General features: G+C 70.5%; 15 protein-coding genes. 6 read left to right on the top strand and 9 right to left on the bottom strand.

The genetic code is table 11. The features are described 5' to 3' along the window. Positions 1-530: hypothetical protein (locus MED01_RS28120; protein ID WP_238671531.1), on the bottom strand; the 530-nt coding region annotated here is incomplete at its 3' end. A gap of 19 nt (positions 531-549) precedes the next feature. On the opposite strand from MED01_RS28120, the gene MED01_RS28125 reads away from it, so the two are divergent. The 3 genes from MED01_RS28125 to MED01_RS28135 all read left to right on the top strand — a co-directional run bounded on the left by MED01_RS28125 (position 550) and on the right by MED01_RS28135 (position 2,838). Continuing rightward, on the top strand, positions 550-738 hold the full coding sequence (locus MED01_RS28125; protein ID WP_238671532.1) for a hypothetical protein: 189 nt from the start codon (positions 550-552) through the stop codon (positions 736-738). A gap of 233 nt (positions 739-971) precedes the next feature. Then, positions 972-1,478, top strand: coding sequence for an alpha/beta hydrolase (locus tag MED01_RS28130; RefSeq protein ID WP_238671533.1), 507 nt, complete (start codon positions 972-974; stop codon positions 1,476-1,478). 697 nt (positions 1,479-2,175) lie between these two features. After that, a complete protein-coding gene (locus MED01_RS28135; RefSeq protein WP_238671534.1) occupies positions 2,176-2,838 on the top strand; it encodes a C39 family peptidase in 663 nt (220 codons plus the stop codon). A 69-nt stretch (positions 2,839-2,907) separates the two neighbouring features. Here MED01_RS28135 and MED01_RS28140 read toward each other — a convergent pair whose 3' ends face one another. Further along, a complete protein-coding gene (locus tag MED01_RS28140; RefSeq protein WP_238671535.1) occupies positions 2,908-3,663 on the bottom strand; it encodes a DedA family protein in 756 nt (251 codons plus the stop codon). A 213-nt stretch (positions 3,664-3,876) separates the two neighbouring features. Between MED01_RS28140 and MED01_RS28145 the strand changes: the two genes are divergently transcribed. Further along, a complete protein-coding gene (locus MED01_RS28145; RefSeq protein WP_238671536.1) occupies positions 3,877-6,729 on the top strand; it encodes an aconitate hydratase in 2,853 nt (950 codons plus the stop codon). 262 nt (positions 6,730-6,991) lie between these two features. On the opposite strand, the gene MED01_RS28150 is transcribed toward MED01_RS28145, so the two are convergent. Further along, positions 6,992-7,435, bottom strand: a complete 444-nt coding sequence (locus tag MED01_RS28150) for a hypothetical protein (protein ID WP_238671537.1) — start codon at positions 7,433-7,435, stop codon at positions 6,992-6,994. 114 nt (positions 7,436-7,549) lie between these two features. On the opposite strand from MED01_RS28150, the gene MED01_RS28155 reads away from it, so the two are divergent. Continuing rightward, positions 7,550-8,317, top strand: coding sequence for a DUF5753 domain-containing protein (locus MED01_RS28155; protein ID WP_238671538.1), 768 nt, complete (start codon positions 7,550-7,552; stop codon positions 8,315-8,317). Continuing rightward, positions 8,308-8,496: a DUF397 domain-containing protein gene (locus MED01_RS28160; protein WP_238671539.1), complete on the top strand. Its 189-nt coding sequence runs from the start codon at positions 8,308-8,310 to the stop codon at positions 8,494-8,496. Before MED01_RS28155 ends, MED01_RS28160 begins: the two co-directional genes overlap by 10 nt. Positions 8,497-8,671: 175 nt before the next feature. Here MED01_RS28160 and MED01_RS28165 read toward each other — a convergent pair whose 3' ends face one another. The 6 genes from MED01_RS28165 to MED01_RS28190 form a co-directional block, all read right to left on the bottom strand. Next, positions 8,672-9,907 carry an RNA polymerase sigma factor gene (locus MED01_RS28165; protein ID WP_363890708.1) on the bottom strand — a complete coding sequence of 412 codons (1,236 nt, stop codon included), beginning with the start codon at positions 9,905-9,907 and terminating at the stop codon, positions 8,672-8,674. Between the two features lie 29 nt (positions 9,908-9,936). Continuing rightward, on the bottom strand, positions 9,937-10,272 hold the full coding sequence (locus tag MED01_RS28170; protein WP_372493736.1) for a YciI family protein: 336 nt from the start codon (positions 10,270-10,272) through the stop codon (positions 9,937-9,939). Between the two features lie 85 nt (positions 10,273-10,357). Further along, on the bottom strand, positions 10,358-10,969 hold the full coding sequence (locus MED01_RS28175) for a GTP-binding protein (protein WP_238671540.1): 612 nt from the start codon (positions 10,967-10,969) through the stop codon (positions 10,358-10,360). Then, positions 10,950-11,336, bottom strand: a complete 387-nt coding sequence (locus tag MED01_RS28180; protein ID WP_030337267.1) for a DUF742 domain-containing protein — start codon at positions 11,334-11,336, stop codon at positions 10,950-10,952. The genes MED01_RS28175 and MED01_RS28180 overlap by 20 nt, the downstream gene beginning before the upstream one ends. 5 nt (positions 11,337-11,341) lie before the next feature. Further along, entirely contained in the window at positions 11,342-11,764 is a 423-nt protein-coding gene (locus MED01_RS28185) for a roadblock/LC7 domain-containing protein (RefSeq protein WP_238671541.1), read from the bottom strand. Positions 11,765-11,855: 91 nt separating this feature from the next. Next, positions 11,856-14,414 (bottom strand): sensor histidine kinase, encoded by a 2,559-nt coding sequence (locus MED01_RS28190; protein ID WP_238671542.1) that lies wholly within the window; start codon positions 14,412-14,414, stop codon positions 11,856-11,858. Between the last annotated feature and the right edge of the window lie 105 nt (positions 14,415-14,519).

Raw genomic sequence — 14,519 nt, forward strand, 5'->3', positions numbered from 1 at the left:
TTGGCGCGGTCGGCCGGGTTGGGGCGGGGTGTCGGCTGACCGAGGCGTGACAGCGCCGACAGCCGGCCGAGGTGCGGCAGCGCGGGAAGCCGGTCCGGGCGCGGCAGCGCCGGCACCCGACCCCGCACCCAGCGCCACGCCAACTGGGCGGTCGACGGGAACGGCGTGCCGTCCAACCGCGCGATCGTCCGCAGCACAGCCCGCTCCATCTCCGCGTCGGCTGGCGGGTCGAGCTGCCGCAGCCAGGCCCGTTGGCCGTACCGGTTGGCCCAGACGCAGACCGCGTCCCGCAGGTCGTGCAGCTGGACACCGCGTTGGTGGCTGCCCGACCACAGGTCCGGCAACGACCTGCCCAACTCCGCGTGCCACATCAGCGGGGGCATGTCGTCCAGCACCACCGCCATCCCGACGTGGTTCACCGGGCTGTTGGTGGTGAACTGGATCGCCCGGTCCGGCACGCTGCGACCTCGGAACACCCACACGTCACCGGTGCGGGTCAACTCGACGGCCTCATCCAGGCTGATGCTCATGAGGGTCTAGCCTAGGCCGATGCGGCAACGAATGCGGTGGTGGAAGGTTCTCGGGCTGGCCGGGCTCGCCGGCGTCGCGGCCTCCGGTGTGGTCATCGCGCGGGCCGAACGGCGTCGGCGCGCGTACACCCCAGAGGAGATCCGGCAGCGGCTGCTGGAGCGGCATGCCCAGGCCAGCGATGCCGCGAAACCCGGCGACCCGACCTGACCCGTAGTCCTCTGTAGATCATGGCGGGGCAGCCGGCAGGTCGATGATCGGTACGATCAGGCCAGGACAACGCCCGTCGCACAACGGCCCTTCGTCCTGTCCATCCCGGCCGCGCCGGTCGAACGACACGGCAACGTCGACCTGCACCTGCCCACCCACACCGGTCCCGCGCCCGCCGTCGTGGTGGTGCACGGCGCTCCCTGCCACCCGACGCGGCCGATCCCCGCGACTGGTTGCTGTACCGCGGCTACGGTGCGCTGCTCGCCGCGAGCGGAGTGGTCACCGCGCTGGTCAGCTACCAGGTGTCCGACCTGTCGGCGCTGCCGGTCGCAGCCGACGACATCGCCGCGATGGTCGAGCAGGTCCGCGCCGATCCGCGGGTCGACCCCGAGCGGGTGGTGCTGTGGTTCTTCTCCGGCGGCGGCCTGTCGGCTGCCGACTGGCTGCGCGTCCCGCCGCCGTGGCTACGCGCTGACGTACCCGCTGCTCGTCCCGTTCCCGCCGCGAACGAAGTCACGCAGTTCGGCCAGCGCGGCGGTGGCCTCGTCGTGGGCCGCGGCGACGACCCCCAGAATCTCCTCGGCGTACCGGTATCTGCCGACGCCGGCCGGCGCAGCCGTCAGCTCTGTCCACCAGGACCCCTCGCATTCGGCCCATGGACCGGGTTCGCCTTGTTCTGCCTCTACACAGTGATCGTGCTCGGGCTCGCTGCATGGCAACTGCGCCGCCGGGACGCCTGAACGGTGTCCCATCGGACGGGGAGCCGGGTGAGCCGCCGACCGAAGGACGCAGCCATGACAAATCGGGCAGGCCGCCCGACGCCGTGCCTCTGGGTCGGGCCCGTCCGGGGCGCGCGAACGGTGCAGACGGGCGTGATCCACTCGCGTTTCATGAAGTCGGGGCGTCCCGGGCGCCGGGACACCGCGTTTTCCGTGAACCCGAGTGGATCACGTCGTGTGGGCGCCGTGTCGGGGTTCGCCGGGCCGACAGGGTCGGTGGTTTGTCGGGTTTGATCGTTGGTGTCGGGTGGTCGGGGGCACCCCCGTGGCGGAATCGTGGGCCGGGCCGGGTCGTTATACCTGGCAGACCACCGCAACAGCCCGGCTCAAGGTCCGCCGGCCCCGCCGGGAACACCCGGCCGGCCGCCTCGGTTACATCCCCCGCACAGCCGAGCACCTCAACGGCCAAGCCCCACAACGGCCGGGCATGACAGCCGCCGGGAACACCCGCCAGGCCGCCTCGGTTACATCCCCCGCACGGCCGAGCACCACAACGGCCGACCCCCCCGGGCAGGAATGACCTGCCGCCGCGAACGGTTACACCCTGTCCCGACGCCGACCCCCTCGTTGCGGGTCGCCGGGCAAGAACTTCCCCCGCACCACCAACCACCCCCCGAGGTGGTGCGGGCACACCCCCGATGCAGAGGAGCACGCCATCATGCGTACCGATCTGATCCGTAAGACCACTCTGACCGCCGCCGGCCTCGCCTTCACCGCAGGCACCATCGCCGGCCCCGTCACCACCGCCTTCGCCGCACCCACCACCAAGCCGGCCACGCAGACCCAGACCGACCGCAAGGGCAGCCACGGTGAGCGGGAACTGGGCGTTCGCTACGAAGCCCAGCCGAACTTCTACTACTGCGGGCCCGCCGCCACCCGTAACGCCCTGAGTGTGCAGGGTAAGAACATCAACGTCGACGACATGGCCAAGGAAATGGGCACCACCGAGGCCGGCACCAACTCCATCAACGACATCACCCCCGTCCTGAACAAGGAAACCGGTAAGAACGACGCCTACCGGTCCGTGGAGATCAGCACCCCCGACGCTGACGCCAAGCAGACCGACACGCTGCGCGCCGACATCGTCCGCACCGTTGACGACGGTAGGGCCGTGGTCGCCAACATCGCCGGCACCAGCACCGACACCGACGGTGTGAGCCACTCCTACGAGGGCGGGCACTACATCAGCGTCGTCGGCTACCACGACAACGGCACCACCGTCACCATCGCCGACTCCGCCGACCCCAACCAGGCCGCCTACCAGATCAGCGTCGAACACCTCGCCGACTGGATCGCCACCCGCGGCTACGCCACCAGCTGACACCCACACACACACGCACACGACGAAGGGCCGGACCCCCACAGGGTCCGGCCCTTCAGCATGTCCAGGTCAGTGCTCGCCAGCGCGGATCGGCCCAACGCCGGGGGTCACCGCAGCGGACTGATCGCCCGAAGCCACCGCAACAGACTGACCGCCGGACGCCACCACGGCAGACGGGGAAGCCACCTCGACCGCAGCCGCGCTGGAGGCACCGTCGGCCGACTCGACGCGGTGGGCGCGTCGGCGCAGCCACCAGGTGCTGCCGAGCCCGGCGAGGACCGCGAGGACCAGGCCCACCCAGGAGATGTCCTTCAGCCAGTGTTCGGCCGCCCGGCCAACGGAGTAGAGCAGGTACGTCGTGCCGAAGGCCCAGACCAACCCGCCGGCGGCGTTGGCCACCAGGAAGCGGCGGTACGGCACGTGCAGCGCCCCGGCGAGCGGCCCGGCCAGGATCCTCAGCAGTGCCACGAATCGGCCGAAGAAGACCGCCCAGACGCCGTGCCGCGCGAAGCTCTGTTCGGCGCGGGCGAGTTGCGCCGGGCCCAGGTGCTTGGGGAACCGTCTGCCCAGCCGGGCGAGTAGCGGACGGCCGCCGCGTCGGCCGATGGCGTACCCGACGGAGTCGCCGACGATGGCGCCGAACGCCGCCGCGCTGGCCACCCACTCCGGCTCCACCACTCCGGTGGCGGCGAGCAGGGCGGAGCTGACCAGGACGATTTCGCCGGGCAGCGGGACGCCCATGCTTTCCACGCCGATCACGCCGGCGACGATCAGGTAGATCACGCCCGGAGGCAGCGCCGAGAGCCAGTGCTGAACGTCGATCACTCGGCACCCCTTCCGAATCGGCCCCGACCCTACCCCGCCGACCGCGACGACGCGGCGCGGTCGTTGGCCACCCAACCCGTGACGCCAGGTTGCGCAGATAGCAAGACGGACGTACGGTTTTGTTGGAAGCGGAATCGGCGGTAAGTGTCACCTAACCTCGGCGGCACCCCGACCGGTGCGACAGACTGCTCAGGACTACTCACGGTCGCTGGTGTGAAGGAGTACGACGTGGCGAGCCTCGACACCTTCGGTGCGAAGACCCAGCTACGCGTCGGAGACGCGAGCTACGAGATTTTCAAGATCGACAAGGTGGACGGCCACGCCCGGTTGCCGTACAGCCTGAAGATCCTGCTGGAGAACCTGCTGCGGACCGAGGACGGCGCGAACATCACCGCCGACCACATCCGCCAGCTCGGCGGGTGGGACTCCACCGCCGCCCCGAGCGTGGAGATCCAGTTCACCCCGGCGCGGGTCCTGATGCAGGACTTCACCGGCGTGCCCTGCGTGGTCGACCTGGCCACGATGCGCGAGGCAGTACGTGACCTGGGCGGCGACGCCAGCAAGGTCAACCCCCTCGCCCCGGCCGAGCTGGTCATCGATCACTCCGTCATCGCCGACCTGTTCGGGCGCGAGGACGCGTTCGCCCGCAACGTCGAGCTGGAGTACGAGCGCAACAAGGAGCGCTACCAGTTCCTGCGCTGGGGTCAGACCGCGTTCAACGAGTTCAAGGTCGTCCCGCCGGGCACCGGCATCGTGCACCAGGTCAACATCGAGTACCTGGCCCGCACCATCATGGAGCGGGGCGGCCAGGCGTACCCGGACACGGTGGTCGGCACCGACTCGCACACCACGATGGTCAACGGCCTGGGCGTGCTGGGCTGGGGCGTCGGCGGCATCGAGGCCGAGGCCGCGATGCTCGGCCAGCCGGTCAGCATGCTGATCCCCCGGGTGGTGGGCTTCAAGCTTTCCGGTGAGATGCCGGCCGGCACCACCGCCACCGACCTGGTGCTGACCATCACCGAGATGCTGCGCAAGCACGGTGTGGTCGGCAAGTTCGTCGAGTTCTACGGCCCCGGCGTTGGTGCCGTGCCGCTGGCCAACCGGGCCACCATCGGCAACATGTCCCCGGAGTACGGCTCCACCGTGGCGATCTTCCCGATCGACGCGGAGACGATTCGCTACCTGGAGCTGACCGGCCGTGACGCGGCGCAGGTCGCGCTCGTCGAGGCGTACGCCAAGGAGCAGGGCCTCTGGCACGACCCGGATGCCGAGCCGGACTACTCCGAGCGCCTGGAGCTGGACCTCGGCTCCATCGAGCCGTCGCTCGCCGGCCCGAAGCGCCCGCAGGACCGGGTGCCGCTGGGTGCTGCGAAGACGCTGTTCCGCTCCGCGTTGACCGACTACGTGGCCGACGACTCCGTCGGCGAGCGCGACCTCAAGCCGGGTGTTCCTCGCGAGGAGCTGCCGCGTGGCGCGAACGGCCCGGCCGACGAGGCCAGTGCCGAGTCGTTCCCGGCCAGCGACCCGCCGGCCAACGAGTTCAGCGACCCGGCCGACGAGCCGCGTGACCTGGAGACCGCTGCTGTCGGCGCGGGTGGCCGGGCCAGCAACCCGGTCCGGGTCACCGGCGCGGACGGCGTCGAGTACGAGCTGGACCACGGTGCCGTGGTGATCGCCGCGATCACCTCCTGCACCAACACGTCCAACCCGCAGGTGATGATCGGTGCCGCGCTGCTGGCCCGCAACGCTGTGGAGAAGGGCCTGACCCGCAAGCCGTGGGTGAAGACCACACTGGCGCCCGGGTCGAAGGTCGTCATGGACTACTACGAGCGGGCCGGCCTCACGCCGTACCTGGACAAGCTCGGCTTCAACCTGGTCGGCTACGGCTGCACCACCTGCATCGGCAACTCGGGCCCGCTGCCCGAGGAGGTGTCGGCCGCGGTCAACGAGCACGACCTGTCGGTGGTTTCGGTGCTCTCCGGCAACCGGAACTTCGAGGGCCGGATCAACCCGGACGTCAAGATGAACTACCTGGCGTCGCCGCCGCTGGTGGTCGCCTACGCCCTGGCCGGCACCATGGACATCGACCTGGCCAACGAGCCGATCGGTGAGGACTCCGAGGGCAACCCGGTCTACCTGCGCGAGATCTGGCCGAACAGCGCCGAGATCCAGGACGTCATCGCCCAGGCGATCGGCGCCACCGGGTTCAGCGCCGCGTACGCCGATGTCTTCGCCGGCGACGAGCGGTGGCAGTCGCTGCCGACCCCGACCGGCGACACCTTCGCCTGGGAGAACGACTCCACCTACGTGCGCAAGCCCCCGTACTTCGAGGGCATGCAGCAGGAGCCGAGCCCGGTCGTCGACATCTCCGCTGCCCGGGTGCTGGCCAAGCTGGGTGACTCGGTGACCACCGACCACATCTCGCCGGCCGGCGCGATCAAGGCGGACTCCCCGGCCGGCACGTACCTGGCCGAGCATGGCGTGCCGCGCCACGAGTTCAACTCGTACGGTTCCCGCCGGGGTAACCACGAGGTGATGATCCGGGGCACCTTCGCCAACATCCGGCTGCGCAACCAGTTGGTCCCGGGGGTGGAGGGCGGCTTCACCGTCAACCACCTCACCGGCGAGCAGACCTCGATCTTCGACGCCTCCGTCGCCTACCAGGAGGCCGGCATCCCGCTGGTCGTGCTGGCCGGCAAGGAGTACGGCTCGGGCTCGTCGCGGGACTGGGCGGCCAAGGGCACCATGCTGCTGGGCGTCCGGGCGGTCATCGCCGAGTCGTACGAGCGGATCCACCGCTCCAACCTGATCGGGATGGGCGTGCTGCCGCTCCAGTTCCCGGTGGACGTCACCGCCGAGTCGCTCGGCCTGACCGGCACGGAGACGTTCACCATCACCGGGGTGACCGCCCTGAACGACGGTGAGGTCCCCCGCACTGTGCAGGTCAGCACCGACACCGGCGTGGAGTTCGACGCCGTGGTGCGGATCGACACCCCCGGTGAGGCGGACTACTACCGGCACGGCGGCATCCTGCAGTACGTGCTGCGCCGCATGATCGCCAACTGACGTACCGAACGCCTGGAAGGGCCGCTTCCCGCGCTTGCGGGGAGCGGCCCTTCCACGTCTCTGCCGGCGGACGCTCGCTCTCAAGCCAACAGACCGAGCGAGTGGAGCGCAGATCGTTCCCGTGCCCCGACTTGCTGTTTCGGGCCCTTTGCTCTGCTTCACTCGGCGCAACACTGACAGTCCTCTGCCGTTGCTTCCGTTGAAGCAGAGCAAAGGGCAAACAAGTGGTACGGCCAGCTCAGGAACCCCGCGGGGCTCTCGCTCAGCGCAGCCGCAACGCGACAGCGCGGGCCTCCTCGTCGGTGAGCGGCAGGAACCACAGGAAACGGCGGACGATGGCGACCGGATCGGGGCCACCCGGCTGACCACGCAGGTCGCGGATCGCCCGGCGGGTGATCCGGGAGAACTCGGGGATCAGGGTCGCGCGGCGGGCGGCGTCCGTCGGGGTCGCTCGCAGCGTCGGGCAGGGCCAGTCCCGACCGCAGGCGTCGCACGTCCAGAGCGGGCCGTCGGCGGTGTGCGCGACCGGCGGGCCGCACCGGGGCCGCCAGCGTGATTCGGGTACGACGTCCGGTGCGCGACCGGGGCCACGGTACGGAGGGTGTGGTGGCCCGGTCGGGCCGGTGTTGACCATCCGGGGTGAGGAGGGCCGAGCCGGTCGATTGTCCGGCTGATGTGGGCGGTTGCAGGACCTGTCCTCGGGCATCCGGTGCTCCCTCTTCGACGCTGTCTACACAGCACCCTGCCGAGGGTTGCCAAGCGATCACACCGCGTAGAAGTATCTCCTTCTGACGTCTGGAACGTTCTGGAGGGGCCTGAGATGAATCGAGCCGTGCAGGCGGCCATGGTCGAGAAGGGCCACACTGCGGACAGTCTCGCTGCTCAGATCGGTGTCGATCCGAAGACGGCGGCGAAGTGGGCGAGCACGGGACGAATTCCGCAGACGCGTCATCGCGCCCGGGTCGCCGAGCTGCTCGGACGAAACGTCGACGAGCTGTGGCCGGAAGCGCTCAAGCGCCGGACGCCGGCCTGGTTCCGCCCCTGGGCCGAGATCGAGCGTGAGGCGCTGTCACTGCGATCGTTCCAGCTCGCGTGGATACCGGGGCTTCTTCAGACCAAGGCGTACGCGCTGGCGACGCTGGGCGGCGAGGCGCTGACGCCGGCCGAGGCCGACGATCTCGCCGAGGCGCGGCTGAGCCGGCAGTCCGTCCTGCGGCGGGAGCGTCCGCCGCTGCTCGTCGCGGTCCTCGACGAGGCAATCCTCCGGCGCACCCTCGACGGTGACCGGGCCATGATGCGGGAGCAGTGCGAGCGGCTTGCCGAGCAGGCCGCGCTGCCGAACGTGTCGCTCTTCGTCGTGCCCGCCGACGTCGGCATGTACCCGGGCCTGGGTGGGCCGTTCACAGTGGCCGAGATGCCGGACGGGGCGCGGGTCGCGCACGTCGACAGCCAGGCGCAGGCGCAGCTCATCGACAAGGCAGCCGACGTTGCTACCCTGGATCGACGGTGGGAACGCATTCGCGACGGAGCACTGTCCCGTGCGCAGTCCCTCAAACTCATCAGAGAAGCGGCAGCATCATGGATCTGACCGGCGCTCGGTGGCGCAAGAGCAGCAGGAGTGGCAACAACGGCGGCGACTGTGTCGAGGTGGCCGCCAACCTCCCCGGCGTCATCGGCGTACGCGACTCCAAGGATCCGGCCGGTCCGACGCTCGCCTTCGACCCGACGGCCTGGGCCCGGTTCCTGGTGTTGGCCAAGCGCGGCTGAACCTCTGCGAGGTCCCGGCATGACCCAGCCGCGTCACCCTCGAAAGCTGAGATCTTGGACAGTTTCCGTTAACTGGTAACGGAAACTATCCAAGATTCACCCTGCCCGCTCTTTCCTGGCCGACCGGCGTCGCCGGCACGGCCGGACCATGACGCACGAGAGCCAACCCGAGCGTCTAGGGTGCGAGCTCGTCGGCCCGGTCGAGCAGCGCACGGCGCTCGGCGGTTGAGCCCACCGCTGCCGCCGCCTCCCGGAACAGTCCTGCCGCGCGCAGCCGGTCGCCCTGCCGGGCCACCAGATCGGCCTGCACCGCCACGGCCAGCGGATGGCCGTCCAGCCCGCCGTCGGCGCGCGCCGCGTCGAGCACCACCAACCCGGCGTCCGGCCCGTACGCGTACCCGTGCGCGACAGCACGGTTGAGCGCGATCACCGGTGAGGGGCGGAGGTCGGCGAGCGCGTCGTAGGCCCGCGCGATCGTCGGCCAGTCGGTCTCGTCGGCCGAGGCGGCGGTGGCGTGGCAGGCGGCGATCCGGGCCTGCCACGCGTACGGCCCGTCGTGGCGTACCCGATCGAGGGCGACCAGGGCCTCGGCGATGGCGGCGCGGTCCCACCTGTCGCGGTCCTGCCGCTCCAGGGTGAGCAGGTTGCCGGCAGCGTCACGGCGGGCGTCCCGACGGGAGTGTTGGAACAGCACCAGTGCGAGCAACGCGGCGACTTCGGACTGGTCGGGCATCAGCCGGCCGAGCAGCCGGGCCAGCCGGACCGCCTCGTCGGCGAACGCCGGTTCGCCGTCGGCGACGTAACCCCGGGTGAACAGCAGGTACAGCACGGCGAGGACGCCGGGCAGCCGCTCGGTCAGCGCCGGCCCGCTCGGCACCCGGTACGGGATGCCGGCCTGGGCGATGCGGGTGCGCGCCCGGGTCAACCGGCGGGTCATCGTCGACTCGCTGACCAGCAGCAGGCGCGCGATGTCGGAGGTCGGCACGCCGCAGACCGTTCGCAACGTCAACGCCACCCGGGCTTCGATCGCCAGCGCCGGATGGCAGCAGGTGAAGATGAGACGCAGCCGGTCGTCCACCACGTCCTGCCCCACCTCGGGCTCGGGATGCGCCTCGTCCGGCGTGAGCAACGCCAGGTCGTGCAGCTTTCGCCGCTCCACAGTAGCCCGGCGCAGCACGTCGATCGCCCGGTTGCGCGCCACCGTCATGAGCCAGCCGCCCGGGTTTGCCGGCACACCGTCGGTGGGCCAACGCTCCAACGCGACGGTCAACGACTCCTGGGCGCAGTCCTCGGCCAACGCCCAGTCCCCGGTCACCCGGATCAGTGTCGCGACGATCCGGGGGTACGCCTCGACGCTGGCGACCGCGACGGCCTCCGCCGCCACCGCGCCAGCCGGTGCCGGAGTGCGCACCGGCCGGCGCTGCGACGTCGACAACTCGGTCAGTCGGACAGGGCCGCGAACGGACGCAGTTCCAGTCGCCCCTCGCGGGCCATCGGGTGGGTGCGGGCCACCTCGATCGCCTCGTCCAGGTCGGCGCAGTCGAGCAGGTCGAAGCCCACGATCACCTCGGCGGTCTCCGCGAACGGGCCCTCGGAGACGAGCAGTTCACCGTCGCGAACACGAACGGTGGTGGCCGCGCTGGTCGGCGCCAGCGCGTCGCCGGTCAGGCGGCGGCCACGCGAGTCGTTCTCCGCCACCCACTTGTGGATGTCGGGCAGCTCGGTGGGGTCGGTGTCCGGCTCAGCGTCGTTGCACACGAACATCATGTACTTCATCTGGTCGCTCCCTGGTCTCTCGGGGTATCACCAGCATGACGATCGGCCGACAGCGTTCCGGACACCCTCCCCCGAAAAACTTCGGTCAGTCTCCGCTGGCGGCGCGGCGGCGGGCCTCGCGGGTCTTCATGGCGTGCTCCATCAGCGTGACGAGCACCTCCTTGCTGGACTCACGCTGCCGGGCGTCGCAGAGCAGCACCGGCACACCCGGGTCCAGGTTCAGCGCGGCCTGCACCTCGTCCAGGCGGTACGACCGAGCGCCCTGGAAGCAGTTCACCGCCACCACGAAGGGCGTGCCCCGACCCTCAAAGTAGTCGATCGAGGGGAAGCAGTCGGCGAGCCGACGGGTGTCGGCCAGCACCACAGCGCCGATCGCGCCCAACGCCAGCTCGTCCCAGACGAACCAGAACCGGTCCTGCCCCGGCGTACCGAACAGGTACAGCACCAGGTCGTCGCTGATGGTGATCCGGCCGAAGTCCATGGCCACCGTGGTGGTGGTCTTGCCCTCCACCCCGGACAGGTCGTCGATGCCGACGCCCGACTCCGTCAGCACCTCTTCGGTGCGCAACGGCCGGGTCTCGCTGACCGCGCCAACCATCGTCGTCTTGCCCACGCCGAAGCCGCCCGCGACCAGGATCTTGATCGCGGTGGGCAGTGGCGTCGCTCCCGCCGGCCGGTCAGAGTGCCCGTAGTCCATTGATTACCGCCTCGAAGATGCTGTTGTCGGGAAGACCGGCCGTGGTCTGCGGCTCGCGGACCTGCACCAGGCTGCGGGCCGCCAGATCACCGAGGAGCACCCGGATGGTGCCCACCGGCAGGTCGAGATGGGCGGCGATCTCGGCGACGGACTGTATGCGTTGGCACAGCCCGACGATCGCCAAATGCTCGGGACCGAGACCGACCTCGGGCGTGACCTCGGCTCGGGTGGCCGTGACCAGGGAGATCAGGTCGAATGTGCCGGTGACCGGGCGGGCCCGACCACGCGTCACCGCATACGGACGCACCACCGGACCCGCGTGGTCATCCACCCACTGATGGTCTGCGGACTCCCCCTGGACCGTCATCGCCGCTACCTCTCGCCGACCTGCTGATCAGCGCCGCGCGAGGGCGATGCGACGTACTTGCCGACACGGGTGACCAGCATCGCCATCTCGTAGGCGATCAGGCCGACGTCGGCGTCCTCGCTGGCCAGTACCGCCAGGCAGGCGTTGCGGCCGGCCGCCGTGACGAACAGGAACGACGACTGCATCTCGATGATGGTCTGCTGCACCTGCCCACCACCGAAACGCTTACCGGCGCCTCGGGCGAGGCTCTGGATGCCGGCCGCCATCGCTGCGAGGTGCTCGCCGTCGTCCCGGCTCAACCCCTGGGAGGAGGCCATCAAGAGGCCGTCGGTGGAGAGCGCGACCGCGTGCTCGGCCTGCTTCACCCGGCCCACCAGGTCATCCAGCAACCACGTCAGGTCGGCGCTCGAAGCCGTCTTCTGGGTCACTTCGTCGTCCTCTTCTCGCCCGGCTGTGCGCCGTTGTTCGTCTGGGGCTCGACCGTCACACCGCGCGGAAACCCGCGTCGTCGGTGCTCGGTCAGGTCGCTTGTGGATCCTCGTCGGTCGGCTCGGACGGCGTCGCCGCCGGGGCGCCGGAGGCGCCGCCGAGCAGCCGAGCCGCGTCGGTCCGCCCACGCCGGGTGCCGGTCTGGTAGGAACTCATCATCCGGCGAACCTGCTCCGGTGGGCGCACCACATCCTCGTCGTCGGTTTCGGATACCGCCGGGTCGTCTCGCAACTCGGGAACGATGTTCGCCTGTCGGACCCGGACGGGCAGACCGGAGTCGGTCCGCTCCGCCTCGGCCCGTGCCGGCATCGGGCCACCGTCGCCGGCCGGGGCCGGCTCTCCGTCGGGGGTCTCCGTGCGGCTGCGGTCGACGGCGGGCAGGCCGGTGGGCACGGTCGGGGCTTCCAGGGCTGGCTGCGCCGGCCCGCGCCGGGCGCGGGTGGGCAGGTCGGGGGTGCCGGTTGCCGGGGTGGTCCGCTGTCGGGTGGGGAGAACGGTGTCCACCTCGGCCTCCTCGTCCGTCGTCGGCGCGGTGGTGTCGGCCGGCATCGGCGCCGCCGAGGTCACCGCCACCTCCAGCACGGTGGCCGTCGGTGCGGCGAGCGCGACCGGCGCGAGGGACGCCGGACGGCCGCTGTCAGTGGCGGGCGCCGGCGGCATCGGGATGGCCGAGCCGGTCCGGAAGGAGCCGGAGTCCTCCGGGGAGGTGTCGGCCTCGGTGACCAGCTCCAACGGGATCAGCACGACAGCTGTGGTGCCGCCGTACGCGGACTCCTTGAGCCGAACCCGCACGCCGTGCCGTTCGGTCAGCCGGCTCACCACGTAGAGCCCGAGTCGGGCGGCGTTGGCGAGGTTCAGCTCGGACTGGTCGACGATCCGGTGGTTCGCCGCGGCCAGGTCCTCCTCGCTCATGCCGAGGCCCCGGTCCTCGATCTCGATGGCGAACCCGTTGGAGACCAGTTGGCCGCGGACCTCGACGGTCGTGTGTGGCGGGGAGAACGACAGGCCGTTCTCGATCAGCTCGGCGAGCAGGTGGATGACGTCGCCGACCGCGCGGCCGGCGAGCGAGACCGGCCCGAGCGGCAGCACGTTGACCCGGGTGTAGTCCTCCACCTCGGCCACGGCGCCGCGCACCACGTCGACCATGGGGACGTTGCGCCGCCAGGCCCGACCGGGGGTGGAGCCGGAGAGCACGATCAGGTTTTCCGCGTTGCGCCGCATCCGGGTGGCCAGGTGGTCGACCCGGAACAGGTCCTCCAACTCCTCCGCGTCGTGCTCGCGCCGCTCCATCGCGTCGAGCAGGGTGAGCTGGCGGTGGACGAGCGCCTGCGTGCGTCGGGCCAGGCTCAGGAAGACCTCGCGGACGTTGCGACGCAGGTCGGCCTGCTCGACGGCGGTGCGCAGGGCGGTCTCCTGGACCGCGTTGAACGCCTTGCCGACCTGGCCGATCTCGTCGGTGCCGAACTCCAGCGGGGGCGCTTCGGTGGCCACGTCGACCTCCTCGCCGCGCCCGAGCCGTTCCACCACCCGGGGCAGCCGCTCGTCGGCGAGCTGCCAGGCGGCCTCCCGCAGCCGGTCCAGCTGGCGCAGCAGGTTCCGCGCGGTGGTGATCGACACGACGACGGAGGCGATGACGGCGAGCAGGCCCAGACCGGTGGCGAGCACCAGTCGGACGACGACCATCACGGCCACGCCGGTGGCGCGATCCACGATGCCCTCACCGCCGGCGGTCACGGCGTCGTTCACCTCGGCCAGCGCCGGCTCGACCGTGCCGCGCCACTGCTCGGCGCCGATCGGCAGCTGGGTCGAGGGCCGGCCCTCACGGATGATGCTGTCCTGCACGGCGCGCAGTCGGGTGAACGCCTCACCTTCGACGAGCTGCTGGTAGCGGCGCTGGTCGGCGTCGGCAAGCCGAACCCGGGTCTCCTCACCGAGGAACCGCTCCGAGCCGACCAGCGCGACGTAGCGGGCGTACTCGGCGCCGCTCATCCGGCCGTTGCCGAAGAGGCCGCTGAGCAGCGCGTCCTCCTGGGAGATCAGCTCCTTCGTCCGGTTGAGCTGGATCAGTGCCGCAGCCTCACCGGCGATCTGCTTGTCGTCCAGACTGCCCGTCACGTCGTAGATCTGAAAGATCGACTCGATCGCGCCGGTGTACGCCTCGGCGGCGGCGATCCGGTCGATCTTGCGGGCCAGCACCTCCGAGCGGGTCTGCTCCAGCGCGTTGATCTGAGCGATCGTCGAGCCGAGCTGGGTGTCCAACGCGGAGTTGCCGGCGATGTCGACCTGCCAGTTGCGCACCGAGTCGGCGAAGTCGGCGGCCAGCTCCGCGGCCTTGCGCTGCTCGGCCTCAAGAGCCGTCCGCTGCGCCGCGTCGGGGTTGCTCAGGTACGCCTGGGTCAACCGCCGCTCCACCTGGAGCTCCTGCAACAACGGCTCACTCGGCGTGTAGACCGTGCTGTTGAGCAACTGGACACCGAGCAGGTTGAAGCCGTCCCGCAGGGTCACCCAGGCCGCGAACATCCAGAGGGCGACCAGGGAGAGCAGCAGGGCAACAACCTTGGTGCGGATACTCGTACCGCGAGAACGCATTGAACCGTCCCAGGCCGGGCGTTGACTCAGCTCATCAACGGGTGATCAGAGGGGGCGACGTCCCACCGCAGCGGGGCATCCGGGGCTGAGGCTCTGCGTACGCTA

It is taken from the genome of Micromonospora alfalfae, assembly GCF_022230925.1.
Lineage (GTDB): Bacteria > Actinomycetota > Actinomycetes > Mycobacteriales > Micromonosporaceae > Micromonospora > Micromonospora alfalfae.

Excerpts from the sequence above, each read along its gene's own strand:
- MED01_RS28175 (WP_238671540.1), bottom strand. The coding sequence starts at position 10,969 with ATGGACTACGGGCACTCTGACCGGCCGGCGGGAGCGACGCCACTGCCC.
- MED01_RS28170 (WP_372493736.1), bottom strand. The coding sequence starts at position 10,272 with ATGAAGTACATGATGTTCGTGTGCAACGACGCTGAGCCGGACACCGAC.
- MED01_RS28190 (WP_238671542.1), bottom strand. The coding sequence starts at position 14,414 with ATGCGTTCTCGCGGTACGAGTATCCGCACCAAGGTTGTTGCCCTGCTG.
- MED01_RS28155 (WP_238671538.1), top strand. The coding sequence starts at position 7,550 with ATGAATCGAGCCGTGCAGGCGGCCATGGTCGAGAAGGGCCACACTGCG.
- MED01_RS28180 (WP_030337267.1), bottom strand. The coding sequence starts at position 11,336 with ATGACGGTCCAGGGGGAGTCCGCAGACCATCAGTGGGTGGATGACCAC.
- MED01_RS28160 (WP_238671539.1), top strand. The coding sequence starts at position 8,308 with ATGGATCTGACCGGCGCTCGGTGGCGCAAGAGCAGCAGGAGTGGCAAC.
- MED01_RS28135 (WP_238671534.1), top strand. The coding sequence starts at position 2,176 with ATGCGTACCGATCTGATCCGTAAGACCACTCTGACCGCCGCCGGCCTC.
- MED01_RS28125 (WP_238671532.1), top strand. The coding sequence starts at position 550 with ATGCGGCAACGAATGCGGTGGTGGAAGGTTCTCGGGCTGGCCGGGCTC.
- MED01_RS28150 (WP_238671537.1), bottom strand. The coding sequence starts at position 7,435 with ATGCCCGAGGACAGGTCCTGCAACCGCCCACATCAGCCGGACAATCGA.